The sequence below is a fragment of the Nakamurella alba genome, from assembly GCF_009707545.1.
Lineage (GTDB): Bacteria > Actinomycetota > Actinomycetes > Mycobacteriales > Nakamurellaceae > Nakamurella > Nakamurella alba.
The window spans coordinates 277,099-291,842 of sequence record NZ_WLYK01000006.1 but is presented as its reverse complement, the minus strand read 5'-3'; the positions used below and the strand labels follow the sequence as shown (position 1 = coordinate 291,842).

At 72.4% G+C, this 14,744-nt stretch carries 14 protein-coding genes; 8 read left to right on the top strand and 6 right to left on the bottom strand.

The window, feature by feature from the left end; translation table 11 throughout:
• Positions 1-9: 9 nt before the first annotated feature.
• Together GIS00_RS16500 and GIS00_RS16495 are read right to left on the bottom strand one after the other, a co-directional pair.
• Positions 10-555, bottom strand: coding sequence for a bacterial proteasome activator family protein (locus GIS00_RS16500; RefSeq protein WP_154769523.1), 546 nt, complete (start codon positions 553-555; stop codon positions 10-12).
• Positions 556-576: 21 nt separating this feature from the next.
• On the bottom strand, positions 577-1,593 hold the full coding sequence (locus GIS00_RS16495; protein WP_154769522.1) for an NAD(P)H-quinone oxidoreductase: 1,017 nt from the start codon (positions 1,591-1,593) through the stop codon (positions 577-579).
• A 54-nt stretch (positions 1,594-1,647) separates the two neighbouring features.
• Between GIS00_RS16495 and GIS00_RS16490 the strand changes: the two genes are divergently transcribed.
• From GIS00_RS16490 to GIS00_RS16455, 8 genes are all read left to right on the top strand, one after another.
• Positions 1,648-2,310 carry a GNAT family N-acetyltransferase gene (locus GIS00_RS16490; RefSeq protein ID WP_322098041.1) on the top strand — a complete coding sequence of 221 codons (663 nt, stop codon included), beginning with the start codon at positions 1,648-1,650 and terminating at the stop codon, positions 2,308-2,310.
• Between the two features lie 44 nt (positions 2,311-2,354).
• A complete protein-coding gene (locus GIS00_RS16485; RefSeq protein WP_154769521.1) occupies positions 2,355-3,503 on the top strand; it encodes an NAD(P)/FAD-dependent oxidoreductase in 1,149 nt (382 codons plus the stop codon).
• Positions 3,500-3,757, top strand: a complete 258-nt coding sequence (locus GIS00_RS16480) for a (2Fe-2S)-binding protein (RefSeq protein ID WP_154769520.1) — start codon at positions 3,500-3,502, stop codon at positions 3,755-3,757. Before GIS00_RS16485 ends, GIS00_RS16480 begins: the two co-directional genes overlap by 4 nt.
• Complete coding sequence (locus tag GIS00_RS16475; protein WP_154769519.1) at positions 3,747-5,171, top strand: FAD/NAD(P)-dependent oxidoreductase; 1,425 nt, start codon at positions 3,747-3,749, stop codon at positions 5,169-5,171. Before GIS00_RS16480 ends, GIS00_RS16475 begins: the two co-directional genes overlap by 11 nt.
• A gap of 141 nt (positions 5,172-5,312) precedes the next feature.
• Positions 5,313-6,206 (top strand): dihydrodipicolinate synthase family protein, encoded by an 894-nt coding sequence (locus GIS00_RS16470; protein ID WP_154769518.1) that lies wholly within the window; start codon positions 5,313-5,315, stop codon positions 6,204-6,206.
• Between the two features lie 58 nt (positions 6,207-6,264).
• On the top strand, positions 6,265-7,266 hold the full coding sequence (locus GIS00_RS16465; protein ID WP_154769517.1) for a proline racemase family protein: 1,002 nt from the start codon (positions 6,265-6,267) through the stop codon (positions 7,264-7,266).
• A 2-nt stretch (positions 7,267-7,268) separates the two neighbouring features.
• Positions 7,269-8,651 (top strand): aldehyde dehydrogenase family protein, encoded by a 1,383-nt coding sequence (locus GIS00_RS16460; protein WP_322098040.1) that lies wholly within the window; start codon positions 7,269-7,271, stop codon positions 8,649-8,651.
• Positions 8,651-9,337 (top strand): GntR family transcriptional regulator, encoded by a 687-nt coding sequence (locus GIS00_RS16455; protein WP_154769516.1) that lies wholly within the window; start codon positions 8,651-8,653, stop codon positions 9,335-9,337. The genes GIS00_RS16460 and GIS00_RS16455 overlap by 1 nt, the downstream gene beginning before the upstream one ends.
• Before the next feature lie 6 nt (positions 9,338-9,343).
• On the opposite strand, the gene GIS00_RS16450 is transcribed toward GIS00_RS16455, so the two are convergent.
• From GIS00_RS16450 to GIS00_RS16435, 4 genes are all read right to left on the bottom strand, one after another.
• Positions 9,344-10,768 carry a putative bifunctional diguanylate cyclase/phosphodiesterase gene (locus tag GIS00_RS16450; RefSeq protein ID WP_154769515.1) on the bottom strand — a complete coding sequence of 475 codons (1,425 nt, stop codon included), beginning with the start codon at positions 10,766-10,768 and terminating at the stop codon, positions 9,344-9,346.
• A complete protein-coding gene (locus tag GIS00_RS16445; protein WP_154769514.1) occupies positions 10,672-11,970 on the bottom strand; it encodes a PAS domain-containing protein in 1,299 nt (432 codons plus the stop codon). The genes GIS00_RS16450 and GIS00_RS16445 overlap by 97 nt, the downstream gene beginning before the upstream one ends.
• A 233-nt stretch (positions 11,971-12,203) precedes the next feature.
• Positions 12,204-12,986 carry a DUF1365 domain-containing protein gene (locus GIS00_RS16440; RefSeq protein WP_322098039.1) on the bottom strand — a complete coding sequence of 261 codons (783 nt, stop codon included), beginning with the start codon at positions 12,984-12,986 and terminating at the stop codon, positions 12,204-12,206.
• Positions 12,983-14,263, bottom strand: coding sequence for an NAD(P)/FAD-dependent oxidoreductase (locus tag GIS00_RS16435; RefSeq protein ID WP_322098038.1), 1,281 nt, complete (start codon positions 14,261-14,263; stop codon positions 12,983-12,985). Before GIS00_RS16435 ends, GIS00_RS16440 begins: the two co-directional genes overlap by 4 nt.
• Positions 14,264-14,744 lie beyond the last annotated feature (481 nt).

The following is a 14,744-nucleotide window of genomic DNA, read 5'->3' as shown; positions in this document are numbered from 1 at the left end:
CGTCGACTGCTAGAGGTACTGGCCGGTCCCCGAACCGGTCCCGCCGCCACCCTGGCCCTCCACGCCGACACCCGGCGGGAGAGCGCCACGGCGCATCTGCTCGAGCTGGGCACGGGCCGCCATCTGCTGCGCCACCAGGGCCGTCTGCAGGCCGTGGAAGACACCCTCCAGCCAGCCGACGAGCTGGGCCTGGGCGATCCGCAGTTCCGCGTCGCTGGGCACCGAGTCCTCGGTGAACGGCAGCGACAGCCGCTCCAGCTCGTCGCGCAGCTCCGGCGTGAGACCCGCCTCCAGCTCGGTGATCGACCGGGCGTGGATCTCCTTCAGCCTGACCCGGCTGGCCTCGTCCAGCGGCGCGGCCCGGACCTCCTCGAGCAACTGCTTGATCATGGTGCCGATGCGCATGACCTTCGCCGGCTCGCCGACGAGCTCCGCGGCGCTCGGGCCGTGCGCGTCGTCGTCCTGGTCGGCCCGACCCTGCGGGACGTCCGCCATCCCGACCGGTGAACCGTCCGGTCCGATGACCACCACGCGGTGGCCCTCCTGCTCCGCCATGCCGTTCTCCTCCAGCTCACTTCAACTCGTGCTCGTGCCGGTACCCGGACCGGGCAGTGTCACCACGATCTTGCCAACATGTCCGCCCTCCGCGAGCCGCGCGTGCGCGGCGGCGATCTCCACCAGCGGGACCACCTCGTCGATCACCGGGCGCACCCGGCCGTCGGCGATCGCCGGCCACAGATCGCGGCGGACCGCGTCGATCACCTCGGCCTTGGACCCCGGCCCGACGAGCGGCCGGGTGCGCAGGGCGGTGGCGGTGACCGACCCGCGGATCTGCAGCAGGGCGCCCAGGTCGAGCTCGGCCTTCGCGCCGCCCTGCATGCCGATCACCACGATCCGGCCGCCGTCGGCGAGCGCGGCGATGTTGCGGGCCAGGTACTTCGCGCCGACCAGATCGAGCACCAGATCGGCGCCGTGCCCGCCGGTGATGTCCCGGACCCGCTCGACGAAGTCCTCCTCGGTGTAGTTGATCGCGGCCTCGGCGCCGAGTGCCAGGCACTCCTGCAGCGCGTCCGGCCGGGACGCGGTGACGATCACCCGGGCACCGAGCAGCAGGCCCACCTGGATCGCCATGGTGCCAATGCCGGAGGCGCCGCCGTGCACCAGCAACCACTGCCCGCGACGCAGACCGCCGACCAGCACCAGGTTCGACCACACCGTGCAGGTCACCTCGGGCAGCGCGGCGGCCTGCTCGAGGGTAAGGCCGTCCGGAACCGGCAGCAGCTGGGTGACCGGCACCGCGACCCGCTGGGCGTAGCCGCCGCCGGCCAGCAGTGCGCACACCGCGTCCCCGACCGACCAACCGGTGACGCCGGCGCCGAGAGCGGCGACGGTGCCGGCACATTCGAGACCGAGGATCTCCGATGCCCCCGGGGGCGGCGGGTAGTGACCCTGCCGCTGCAGCAGGTCGGCGCGGTTGACGGCGGTCGCCGCGACATCCAGCAGCACCTCGCCCGGACCGGGCACCGGATCCGGCACCTCGGCGATGCGCAGCTGTTCCGGTCCTCCGGGCTGGTCCACGACGACGGCGAGCATGCTCCGAGGGTAAACAGGGCGCGCCGGGACGGGTCGGGCTGGGAGGCTGGGGCCGTGCAGAGCTCGCGGGAGACCCTGGTCCGACTGTGGCCGGTGTTCGGCCTGCTGCTGCGCACTCCGCGCCTCGAGCTGCGCCCGCTGTGCGACGACGACCTGGCCGAGCTGATCGACCTGGTCCGCGGTGGTGTGCACGATCCCGCCGAGATGCCGTTCCTGATGCCCTGGACGGATGCGCCGGACGCCGAGCTGGTGGCCAACACCCTGCGCTACCACTGGCAGGCGCGGGCGGCGTCGGTGCCGGAGCGCTGGTCGGTGAACTTCGCGGTGCGCATCGACGGCGAGCTGGCCGGCACCCAGGAGCTGATGGCCACCGACTTCGCCGTCACCCGCTCCGTGTCCACCGGCTCCTGGCTGGGCCTGCCGTTCCAGGGGCGCGGCATCGGCAGCGAGATGCGTGCTGCTGTGCTGCTCTTCGCCTTCGACCAGCTCGGCGCGGTGCGCGCCGAGAGCAGCGCCTTCACCGACAACCCGCGCTCGCTGCGGGTCTCGGAGAAGCTCGGCTACCTGCCGGACGGCACTCGCGTGATCCAGCGCCGACCCGGCGAGCGCGCGACCGACCAGCGGCTGCTGCTCACCCCGCGCGACTTCCGCCGGCCGGTCTGGGAGCTCGGCGTCGAGGGTTTCGCCCCCTGCCGCCCCACCTTCGGCATCGTGTGATGTGACATTGCACAGAGCCGCCACCGCTGCCATACTTCCTCACCATGGTGGCGGACGTCCTGGTGATCGGCGCGGGGATCGTGGGCGCCGCGACGGCGGCGGCGCTGACCGCGGCCGGCCTGACGGTGGTGGTGGTCGACCGCACCGGACCGACCGCCGGGACCACGGGCAGCGGCGAGGGCAACATCCTGGTCTCGGACAAGGGGGCCGGCGCCGAGCTGGATCTCGCGCTCCGCTCCCGGGTGCTGTGGGACGGGATCGTCGCCGAGCTGGGCGCGGAGACCATCGAGGCGGAGTTCAAGGGCGGCCTGGTGGTGGTCCGCGAGCCGGAGCAGCTGGCGCTGCTGGAGACCTTCGCCGACGGCCAGCGGGCGAGCGGCGTGCAGGTGCAGAAGGTCGGCCCGGACGGGCTGCACGAGCTGGAGCCGCACCTGGCCGACGGGCTGCCCGGCGGCATCCTCTACCCGCAGGACATGCAGGTGCAGCCGATGCTCACTGCCGCACACCTGTTGCGGCTGGCCGCTTCCCGTGGATCCCGGACGATCAACGGGGCCGAGGTGCTGGGACCGCTGGGCGGCCCCGGCCGGATCACCGGTGTGCGAACGACCAAGGGGGACATTCCGGCCCGGTACGTCGTCAACGCGACCGGCACCTGGGCCGGCGAGGTGGCCGCGAAGCTCGGCGCCCCGATCCCGGTGCTGCCCCGGCGGGGCTTCGTCCTCGTCACCGAGCCGCTGCCGAACCTGGTGCGGCGCAAGGTGTACACCGCCGACTACGTCGCCAATGTCGCCTCCGGTGATGCCGGGCTGGAGACCTCGCTGGTGGTGGAGGGCACGAAGTCCGGAACCATCCTGATCGGCGCCAGCCGGGAGCGGGTCGGCTTCGACCACCGCTTGTCCGTCACCGCGGTGCAACGCCTTGCCGCACAAGCGGTCCGGCTCTTCCCGGTGCTCGCCGGCGTCGACCTGATCCGCACCTACCACGGGTTCCGGCCGTACTGCCCGGACCACCTGCCGGTCATCGGCCCGGACCCGCGGGTCGAGGGACTGCTGCACGCCTGCGGCCACGAAGGGGCAGGCATCGGGCTCGCCCCGGCCACCGCCGAACTCATCACCGCAGCGATCACCGGCGCCGCGCCGGCGGTCGATCCGTCCCACTTCCGCGCCGACCGATTCGCTGAGGTCCCCGTATGAGCTTCACCTTCGCCGGCCGGCCGGTGCCGTTCGAGCCCGAGCAGTCCGTCGGTGCCGCCCTGATCGCCACCGGCGTGCTGTCCTGGCGGCGCACCCGGTTCGGCAACCGCCCGCGCGGCCTCTACTGCGGGATCGGGGTCTGCCAGGACTGCCTGATCACCATCGACGGCCGGCCGAACCAGCGGGCCTGCCTCGTCCCCGCCGCTGACGGCATGCAGGTCGCCACCCAGATCGGCAACGGCCATGCAGGCTGATCTGGTGGTGGTCGGGGCCGGCCCGGCCGGGCTCGCCGCCGCGGTGGCCGCTGCCGGACAAGGCCTCTCGGTCGCGCTCGTCGACGCCGGGCACCGGCCGGGTGGCCAGTTCTACCGGCACCGCGCGCCGGGCATCGACCTGGACGCCGACCTGCACCACGACCTGGACACCTTCCGCCGGCTCACCCGGGAGCTGGACCGGCACCGCGCCTCCCGCCGGATCAGCTACCTGCCGCAGCACCACGTCTGGACCGTGACCGCGCCGCGGAGCGACGGTGACCGGTTCGCCGTGCACGCGGTCGACCGCTCCGCCGCGGACCCGGTCGGGGTCGAGATCCCCGCCGCCGGTGTTGTTCTCGCGACCGGCAGCCACGACCGCACGGTGCCGTTCCCGGGGTGGGACCTGCCCGGGGTGGTGACCGCCGGGGCCGCCCAGTCGCTGCTGAAGGGCCAGGGCGTGCGCATCGCCGACCGGGTACTGGTCGCCGGGACCGGCCCTTTCCTGCTGCCCGTCGCGGTCGGGCTGCTGCACCGTGGGGTGACGGTGGTCGGCGTGCACGACGCCGGGTCGGCGGTCGGCTGGCGCCGCCACCTGCCGGCCGCGCTGCCGCAGGTCGGCAAACTCGCCGAGGGTGCCGAGTACCTGGCCGCGCTGGTCCGGCACCGGGTGCCCTTCGTGCAACGGTCCATGGTGGTCCGCGCGCACGGGGACGAGCGGGTCACCGCGGTCACCACCGTCCGCTTGGACTCCGCCGGCGGGATCCGGCCCGGGACCGAACGGCGGATCGAGACCGATGCCGTGGCAGTGGGGATGGGGTTCTCGCCGGCCACCGAACTGGCGTTGTCCCTGGGCTGTGCGACGGCGACTGATCCGGACGGGTCCGCGGTCGTCGCGGTCGACGCCGATCAGCGCACCGATCTGCCCGGGGTCTGGGTCGCGGGAGAGGCCACCGGCGTCGGTGGGGCGCCGCTGGCTGTCGTCGAGGGCACGCTGGCCGGCCTGGCCGCCGCCCGCGCCGCCGGCCGGGACGCTCCCGCACCACGACGACTGGTGCGCCGCCGGGAACGGTTGCGCCGCTTCGCCCGTGCACTCCAGGAGGTCTACCCGGAACCGGTCGGCTGGATGGACGCGCTCACCGACGACACGGTGATCTGCCGGTGCGAGGAGGTCACCGCCGGCGACCTGGCCGAGGCGATCGACCTCGGCGCCGCCGATCAGCGCACCGCGAAACTGCTCTGCCGCGCCGGGATGGGCTGGTGCCAGGGGCGGATCTGCGGCCGGGCCACCGCAGCACTGGTCACCCGGGCGACCGGCAGCACCGCCGACGCCGCGATGCTCGCCCGCCGGCCGCTGGCGGCCACCGTCCCGCTCGGCGTGCTGGCCGCCGGAGCGCAGCAAGCACCGCAGAAATAGTCCGGGCGACCCCTTGCCACCGCAGTGTCATGTGATATTGTACTGGCATCACCGCAGGTAGGGCCCACTGGTCCGGCCGCGGAGAACAACCACAGACCCCGGCCGGACGACCGGCCACCCCGAGCCCCACAGGAGTCCGCGATGACCACCCCCTGGCACGGCGTCCTCGTCGCCACCGCGCTGCCCTGGACCGCCAGCGACCGGCCCGAGCCGGACCTGGACCGCTTCGCCGAGCACGTCGCCTGGCTGGCCGCGAACGGCTGCGACGGCGTGGTCCCCAACGGCTCCCTCGGTGAGTACCAGCAGCTGAGCGACGCCCAGCGCACCGCCGTGGTCAAGGCCGCCGTCGACGCCTCGCCCGAAGGCTTCGTCGTCATGCCGGGTGTCGCCGGCTACGGGTCCGACCAGGCCGTCCGCGCCACCGAGGCCGCCGGCGAGCTGGGCTGCCCGGCCGTCATGCTGCTGCCCCCGAACACCTACCGCGCCGATCGGGACGCGGTGGTCGACCACTTCCGCACCGTCGCCGCCGTCGGTGTCCCGGTGGTCGCCTACAACAACCCGTTCGACACCAAGGTCGACCTGGTCCCCGAGCTGCTCGCCCAGCTGCACGCCGAGGGTCTGATCGTGGCCGTCAAGGAGTTCACCGGCGACGTCCGCCGGTACTACGAGATCAAGGAACTGGCACCCGATCTCGACGTGCTGGCCGGATCGGACGACGTCGCCCTGGAGCTGGCGGTCGCCGGTTCCCCGGGCTGGATCTCCGGCTACCCGAACGCCTTCCCGCAGGCCTGCGTCGAGCTGTTCCGCTCCGCCGCCGCCGGCGACCTGGCCACCGCGCTGCCGCTGTACCGCGACCTGCACCCGTTGCTGCGCTGGGATTCCAAGACCGAGTTCGTCCAGGCCATCAAGCTGTCCATGGACATCGTCGGCCGCTTCGGTGGTCCCTGCCGCCCGCCGCGCTCGCCGCTGAACCCGGCCCAGGAGGCCGCGGTGCGCAAGGCGACCGAGGCCGCGGTCGCCGCCGGTTACCGTTGATCCTGTAGCTCCAGCAGTAGGAACCCAGCAGTCACGTTCCAGCCGGAAGGGCGGCTTCATGCGCAGCACCCGTGTCCTGCACGCCGTGGACTCGCACACCGAGGGCATGCCCACCCGGGTGATCACCGGCGGTGTCGCGCCGATCCCGGGTGCCACCATGGCGGAGCGCCGCACGTACTTCATGGAGCACATGGACGGGCTGCGCACGTTCCTGATGTGCGAGCCGCGCGGTCACGCCTCGATGTCCGGCGCGATCCTGCAGCCGCCGACCCGGCCGGACGCCGACTGGGGCGTGCTGTACATCGAGGTGTCCGGCTGCCTGCCGATGTGCGGGCACGGCACCATCGGTGTCGCCACCGTGCTGGTGGAGACCGGCATGGTGCCGGTCACCGAGCCGGTGACCACCGTCCGGCTGGACACCCCGGCCGGGCTGGTGGTGGCCGAGGTCGCCGTGCAGGACGGCAAGGCGCGCAGCGTCACGATCCGCAACGTGCCCTCCTTCCCGGTCGCGCTGGACCAGCGGATCGAGGTGCCGGGCTTCGGAGAGGTCGCCTACGACCTGTCCTTCGGCGGGAACTTCTACGCCATCACCGATCTCGCGCAGTTCGGCCTGCCCTACGACCGCAAGGCGCAGCAGGAGATCCTGCAGGCGGGCCTGGCGATGATGGACGTCATCAATGCCGCGGCGTACCCGGTGCACCCGGAGAACGACACGATCGCCGGTTGCCACCACGTCTACTTCGCCGCGCCCGGTTCCGACGCCCGGCACTCCCGGCACGCCATGGCGATCCATCCGGGCTGGTTCGACCGCAGCCCCTGCGGCACCGGCACCAGCGCCCGGATGGCGCAGTTGCACGCCCGCGGGGAACTGCCGCTGCACACCGACTTCGACAACGAGTCGTTCATCGGCACCCACTTCATCGGGCGGCTGGTGGACACCGCGGAGGTGGGTGGCATCCCGGCAGTCGTACCGACGATCACCGGCCGCGCCTGGATCACCGGCACCGCCCAGTACATGCTCGACCCGACCGACCCCTTCCCCGAGGGCTTCACCTTCTGATTGTGAGCGACCGCATGCCGGACATCATCAGCGTCTCCCCCCAGCGCCCCGACGACATCGTCGTCACGGTCGCGGATGTCACCCCGGAGGAGGTGGCGGAGGCGGCGGCCGTGGCCAGGAAGGCACAGTCCGCCTGGGCGGCGAGCGGCCCGGCCGCCCGGTCGGCGGCGCTGTCGGCAGCCGCCGACGCCGTGGCCGCAGCGGCCGGCGAACTGGCGGCCCTGGTCGTCCGTGAGGTCGGCAAGCCGGCCGGCGAGGCGGCGGGCGAGATCGGCCGTGCGGTAGCCATCCTGCGGTACTACGCCCAGCAGCCGTACGACCCGGTCGGCGCGGTGCACGACGGCCCGGCCGGCACCCTGCTGTACACCCGGCGGCGCCCGCACGGGGTGGCCGGCCTGATCACCCCGTGGAACTTCCCGATCGCCATCCCGCTCTGGAAGGCAGCTCCCGCACTGGCTTTCGGCAATGCCGTGCTGCTGAAGCCGGCCCCGCCGGCCACCGCGTGCGCACTGCGGCTGGCCGAGCTGCTGGACGGTGTGCTGCCGGCCGGGGTGTTCCAGGTGCTGCCCGGCGAGGGCGCCACCGGCCAGGCGGTCATCGAGCACGCCGACGTCGTCTCCTTCACCGGCTCCGGCGCCACCGGCGGCAAGGTGGTCGCCGCGGCGACCGCGCGCAACATCCCGGTGCAGGCCGAGATGGGCGGGCAGAACCCGGCCATCGTGCTGCCCGACGCCGACCTGACCGTCGCCGCGCGGTCGATCGCCGCCGCTGCCATGGGTTTCGCCGGCCAGAAGTGCACCGCGACCAAGCGGGTCGTGGTGGTCGGGGATCCGGCGCCGTTCCGCGCCGCCCTGCTCACCGCCGTGGGCGAACTCGCCGCGGGCGACCCGAGCGGTGCCTCGGTCGCAGTGGGCCCGGTCATCGACGCGGGCGCCGTCGACAAGGTGGTCGCCGCCGCGGCAAGCGCCGTCGCCGCGGGCGCGACCGTCGTCACCGGTGGCGAGAAGACCTCCGACGACGGCTATTTCGTGGCACCGACGGTGGTCGAGAACGTCCCGGCCCATCATCTGCTGGCCACCGACGAGGTGTTCGGGCCGATCTGCACGCTCAGCTCGGTCGACACACTGGACGAGGCCATCGCCGAGGCGAACCGGGTGCGCTACGGTCTGGTCGGAGCCGTGTACACACGGGACATCGGGGCCGCCCTGCAGGTCGCGGACCGGCTGGAGGCGGGCATGGTGAAGATCAACGCACCGACCAGCGGGGTGGACTTCTACCTGCCGTTCGGCGGCGAGAAGCAGTCCAGCACAGGTGGTCGCGAGCAGGGCAAGGCGGCGGCCGAGTTCTACACCTCGGTGCACACCGTCACGCTGCAGGCGGGCTGATGACGGGACCCGCCACCGCACGCCCGGAGTTGCACTCGCTGCCGGACCGGCCGAGCCTGCGGCAGTCGGCGCTGGCGGACCTGCGCGGCGGGATCGTCTCCGGGCGCCTCCGTCCCGGTGTGCTGTACTCCGCACCGCAGCTGGCCGAGCAGCTCGGCGTCTCCGCGACGCCGGTGCGCGAGGCGATGCTGGAGCTGGCCCGTGAGGGTCTGGTGGAAGCCGTGCGCAACAAGGGTTTCCGGATCCGGGAGATCGACGACGCCGAGCTGGACGAGATCACCCAGCTGCGCGAACTCATCGAGGTGCCGGCCGTCGGCCTGGTCGCCACCGGCGACCGACGCGCGGAGGCGGAGCAGCTCCGTGACCTCGCCGAGCAGATCGTGGTGACCGCCGGGGAGGGGGATCTCACCGGTTACGTCGAGTCCGACCGGGACTTCCACCTCGGGCTGCTGGAGCTGGCCGGGAACCGATTGCTGACCCGTACCGTCGGCGAGCTCCGGGCCCGCAGCCGGCTCTACGGCCTGGAGACGCTGGTCGGCACCGCGGCCCTGCTCGACTCCGCTCGTGAGCACCATGAACTGCTCGACCTGGTGCTGGCCGGTGACCGGACCGGCGCCGAGGACCTGATGCGCCGGCACCTGCGGCATGTCCGCGGCAGCTGGGCCACCGGGCGGCAGCACGACTGAGCCGAGCTACTGCGGCGGTCGCTGCCGTCCCGGCCCGAAGCTGCCGGCTGCCCGCTGGGTGGGCATCCGCCCCGGCGGTGCCAGTTCCTGGTGCGCCATCGCGGCGAGCTCGTCGGACTCCAGCGCCGGCGCGAAGAGGAAGCCCTGGCCGAACCGGCAGGACATCTCCAGCAGCCGGTTCCGCTGGCCCGTGCGTTCGATGCCCTCGGCCACCACCGGCAGGTTCCAGGTGTGGGCCAGTCGCAGGATGCCGGTGACGAGTTCCGCTGCCTGGACGGAGGTGTCGACCCGCTGGATCAGCGAGCGGTCGATCTTGAGCTGGTCCAGCGGCAGGTCGAGCAGGTGCGTCAGCGAGGACGATCCGGATCCGAACTGGTCCACCGCGACCTGCACCCCGATGGCCCGCAACTGGGCGACCACGGCGAGGGTGCGCTCCATGTCCCGGACCAGGGTGTCCTCGGTGATCTCCAGGATCAGCCGCCCGGGCGTGATCCGGTGCCGGGCCAGCGCCGCCGCCACCGAGTCGGGCAGGTCCGGTTGGTGCAGCTGCGCCGGGGTCAGGTTGATCGAGAGCTGGACAGCCGTGGGCCATCTCGTGCAGCCGGCCAGGGCACGGTCGAGCACCCGGAGCAGCAGTGCCGGTGACTGGCCGGTCCGCGCCGCGAACTCCAGCAGGCTGTTCGGGCCGCGCAACGATCCGTTCGTGGTCCGCCAGCGCAGCAGCGCCTCCGCCGAGACCACCTGCAGCGTCAGCAGATCCACGACAGGCTGGAACATCAGGAACACCCGGTTGGCGGCGAGAGCGGCACCCATCTCGGCGTCCTGCTCGAAGCGGGCGACGGCGGTGGACAGCAGCGCCGGACGGAAGTGTCGCCAGCCGTCCTGGTTGCGCTTCGCCTCGTAGGCGGCGATGTCGGCGTGCCGGACCAGCTCGTCGGCCATGTGCTCCGGCGGTTCGTCCGTGCCCGGCAGCTGTTCCTCCCGGGTGGCGACGCCGATGCTGACCCCGATCACGAAGGTGCCCGACCCGGTCTCGTAGGGCATCCGGATCAGCGTGACCAGTCGCCCGGCGAGCTCGTCGACATCGGTGCTGCCGACGTCCGGGACGATCACCAGGAACTCGTCGCCGCCGAGCCGGCCGGCGACCTGTCCGTCCCGCACCGATGCCGACAACCGGCGGCCCACCTCGACGAGCACCTCGTCACCGATCGCGTGCCCACCGCCGTCGTTCACCCGCTTGAAGCCGTCGAGGTCGAGGAAGAGCAGCGCGCAGGGGCCGGCCAGCACCGCCTCCCTGGTCCGCAGGATGAGCGAGGCGCGGTTCGGCAGTCCGGTCAACTGGTCGACGTAGGCGAGGTCGTGCAGCCGGCGTTGCAGCTCGACCCGTTCGGTGACGTCCCGGATGGTGCAGACCAGGCGGTCGGAGCGCACCGACACCACGGTCTCCAGATGCACCCGCGGTGACCCCGGGGGCTGCTGTCCAGCACGGTCACCCCGCCGTCGGCCAGCAGCATCTCCAGCTCGGAGTCGACCACCGCCGCGGGCAGGCCGAGCAGGTCGGACAGCGATGTCCCGACCGCGTCGACCGGGCTGATGCCGAGCACGGCCCTGGCCCGCGGCGAGAGGTACTCGATCCGGCCGTCCGCGGTGCACAGCCCGATGACCTCGGTGGCGTCCCGCACCAGCGAACGGAAGTGCCGTTCCCGGTCGCCCATCGTGCGCAACAGCCGCTCGTTGTGCGCGGCGGTGAGCATGTGGCCCGCGGCCAGCACCAGCAGGACCAGACCGGCGAGCACGAAGCCGGCGGCGTCGGCGGCCGACGGCACGGTGAACCACAGCACGGCGATCGCGGTCCCGAGCACCAGGACCACGGCGTACGGCAGTTGCAGCGGCAGCCACGACGACCCGATCTGCCGTGGCGTCGTCCGCCGCAGCAGCGGCCCGAGCAGGGCCGCTCCCTCGATCAGCAGCCAGACGTGCGACAGCACCAGCAGGACCAGTGCGCTCCACAGCAGGAAGCCGCTGCCGGTGGCGAGTCCGATCAGGATCTTGGTGGTCGCCAGCGCCCGGATCCCGGTCACTCCCACCAGCAAGGTGCCGGCGTTCCGCAGCGAGGGATGTGGCGCGGGCTGGACGGTGCCGGCCGGCAGCGGTGGGTGCGCCACCGGCGGCGCCAGTCCCGGCCGCACGGTCAGCACCCACACCAGCAGCCAGTACGCCAGCGCCATCTGGCCGAGGGCGCCGAGCAGCAGGGCCGGGGACAGGTCCGGCTGCACGGCGAGCAGCACGGTCCAGACGAGCAGTGCGACGGTCCCGGCGAGCAGCCAGGCGTCGGCCACCGCGCGCATCCAGTTCTGGTGCAGGCGGACGGCCAGCAGCAGGGTGGCAGCCACGGTCAGCAGCGCCGGCAGCTCCTCGACGACGGCGACATCGCCGAACGAGGTCAGGGGATCTGCACCGTGCAGCGCGGCGGACCAGGCGACCGCGTCCGCGCCGAGCAGCCCGACCTCCCAGCAGACGGCGATCGCGACCGCCGACCGCGGCAGACCGGGAACGCGCCGGGCGACCAGCAGGGTGATCGCGGCGAGCCCGAGGAGCACCGCCAACGGCACGACGACGGCGGCTGCGCCCACCACAGCGGCCGTCCTCTCCGGAGGGCCGCCGGAACCACGTCGTTCCGCCGACCTGTCCGATTCGTGACCTGGTCCGATCGTGTGACTGATTCGCACGGGTTCCTGCCGAATCTAGACCTCCGACAACCCGCGCGGGAGGCGCAGCGATCAGGACGGCGCGATCAGACCCGTTCGGCGCAGTGGATCATGACGAGTACCCGTCCGGGCGGCGCCGTCGACCGGGGAACGCCAGGTCAGCGGGCGGTTTCGTCACCGGATGCATCCGCCGGACGCGGCTGGACGGGGATCCCCCGCAGCCACAGCCGGATGCCCTGCCAGCGGATCAGTGCGGACGTGCGCAGGGTGTTCAGCGGCCAGCGCAGGAGGCTGCGGACGACGGCACCGGTGGTCGCCGGACGCCCGGTGCCGGTGAGGGTGGCGACGAACGGTGTGGTGTCCCCGCGGCGCAGGGCGATGGACACCTGCAACCGGTCCCCGGGCGGCGGCGTCCGCATCAGGTAGCGACCACCCATCGGGAGGAAGGGCGAGACGTAGAAGCCCTTCTCGACGGAGTCGCGGCCCGCCTCGTCCGGTCGCAGCAGGTAGACGTGACGTCCGTGGTAGGTGTTGTGCACCTCGGCCAGCACCGCGACCAGGTCCGCACCGGCGAAGCAGTAGAACACCGACAGCGGGTTGAACACGTGGCCGGCGGTGCGCGGGCAGGTCAGCAGCAGGATCCGGTCGGCCTCGATCCCGTCCTGCGCCAGCCGGGCCCGCGCGTTGTCGGCGATGCTGCAGGCCGGATCGCCGAGGTGGTCCGACGGCCGGAAACGGGCCAGCGGCCGCAGCACCCGGGGCAGGCGCGGCATCCGGTCGACGTCGACGAGCCAGTAGCTCGTCGAGTAGTGGAAGGCCCGCTTCGCGGTGGTGTTCCGGGTGTGCCGGACCTCGCAGTCGTACAGCGTCGCCGGCTCCGGGGCCCGGACCAGCGAGAGGTGCGGGCCCGGTCCGGAGGTCCCGACCGGGAGCGCACTCACCAGTGCACGCCCAGCGACTCGGCGGCGCGGACGCCGGAGGCGCAGCCGTCCTCGTGGAAGCCCCAGCCCTGCCAGGCGCCGGCGAAGGCGGTCCGGCCGTCGTTGAGCGTGCCCAGTTCCTGCTGTGCCGCAACGGATTCCACCGTGTAGGTGGGATGGGCGTAGGTCATCTCGGCCAGTACCCGGCCACGGTCGATCCGGCCGTCGTCGTTGAGCGTGACCAGGTAGTCGGTGTCGTCCTCGATCCGCTGCAGCCGGTTCAGGTGGTAGCTGACACGGACCGCCCGGTCGTCGGAGTCACAGCCGGCCATCCGGTAGTTCCACGACGCCTTCGCGCCGGACGTGCGCGGCAGCAGTGAGGCGTCGGTGTGCAGGAGGGTGGTGGAGGTCAGGTACTCGAAGGAGCCGAGCAGCCGGCGCTCCTCGTCGCTCGGATCCGCGAGCAGCTGCAGTGCCTGATCCGGGTGGGTGGCCACCACCACGTGGTCGGCCCGGTGCAGCTGGTCGCCCTCGTCGCGCACCTCGACCCCGTCGGCGTGCCGGTGCAACGCCCGCACCGGCGTCGACGTCAGCACCCCGCTCAGCTCCTTGACCGCCCGCTGGACGTAGGTGCGCGAGCCACCCACCACGGTGCGCCACTGCGGCGACCCGGTGACCGAGAGCATGCCGTGGTGGTCGAGGAAGGTGAACAGGTACCGCGCCGGGTAGCTGCGCGCCCCGTCGAACCCGCAGGACCAGACACAGGAGACGACCGGGAGCAGGAAGTGGTGGGCGAAGTACCGGCCGAAGTTGTGGTCGTCGATGAACTGCCCGAGCGTCCGGTGGTCGGTCGGGTCGTCGAGCACCTTCCGGGCCACCCGATGGAACCGCTTCACCTGCGCGAGCATGCCCAGGTAGCGAGGCCGCACCGCGGACCGGGCCTGGGCGAACAGGCCGGTCAGGCCCTTGGCGCCGGCGTATTCCAGGCCGCAGCCCTCGCACACCACGCTCATCGACATCTCGGAGTCCTGGGTCGGCACCGCGAGCTCGCCGAACAACCGGAGCAGCTGCGGGTAGGTGCGCCGGTTGTGCACCAGGAAGCCGGAATCGAGGCCGGCCACGTGCCCGGCCGAGGTGATGACGTCGTGGGTGTGCGCGTGCCCGCCGAGGCGGTCGTCGGCCTCGAAGAGGTGCACGTCGTAGCGCCGTTGCAGGAGGTAGGCAGCGGTCAGGCCGGCGACCCCGCTGCCGATGACGGCCACCCGGGGCCGGCGGGTCTCGTCGGACACTGCACTCACGTGGAACTCCTCGTGCGTCGTACGGATCTTCAGGTGCTGCTCGGCACGTGGTTCGGTCCGGGGCGATCGGCAGATGGGTCGGCAGTGACGCACCGACGGGTGAGTGGTCCGCCTGATCCTTCACCGTGACGCCGCCGCCGATCGTTGCGCCACGCCCCACGAGAGGAATAACCGCGAGCGAGCAGTTCATTCCTCCCCGTGTTCCCCCTGTGTTCAGAGCTGTGTCCGGTGCCTCGGCGATTGTCCCGCAGGACACCGTGCAGGTGACGCCACTTGCGAAAGCGGAAAGCGCCTCAACGAAACTACTCGCGAAGGCAGATCGAAAGCCGGACGGTGCGGCGGAAGTCGGGCGAACGGTTGCTCGTCAGGGTGGACCGGTCGGACAAACGCAAGTTTGCAGGTCCATGACCGAAACCCGTTCACTTCCGTTTCTCTGTCCCGGCTTGACGTGACTTCCACCCCGGCTTACGTTGCTCTTCGT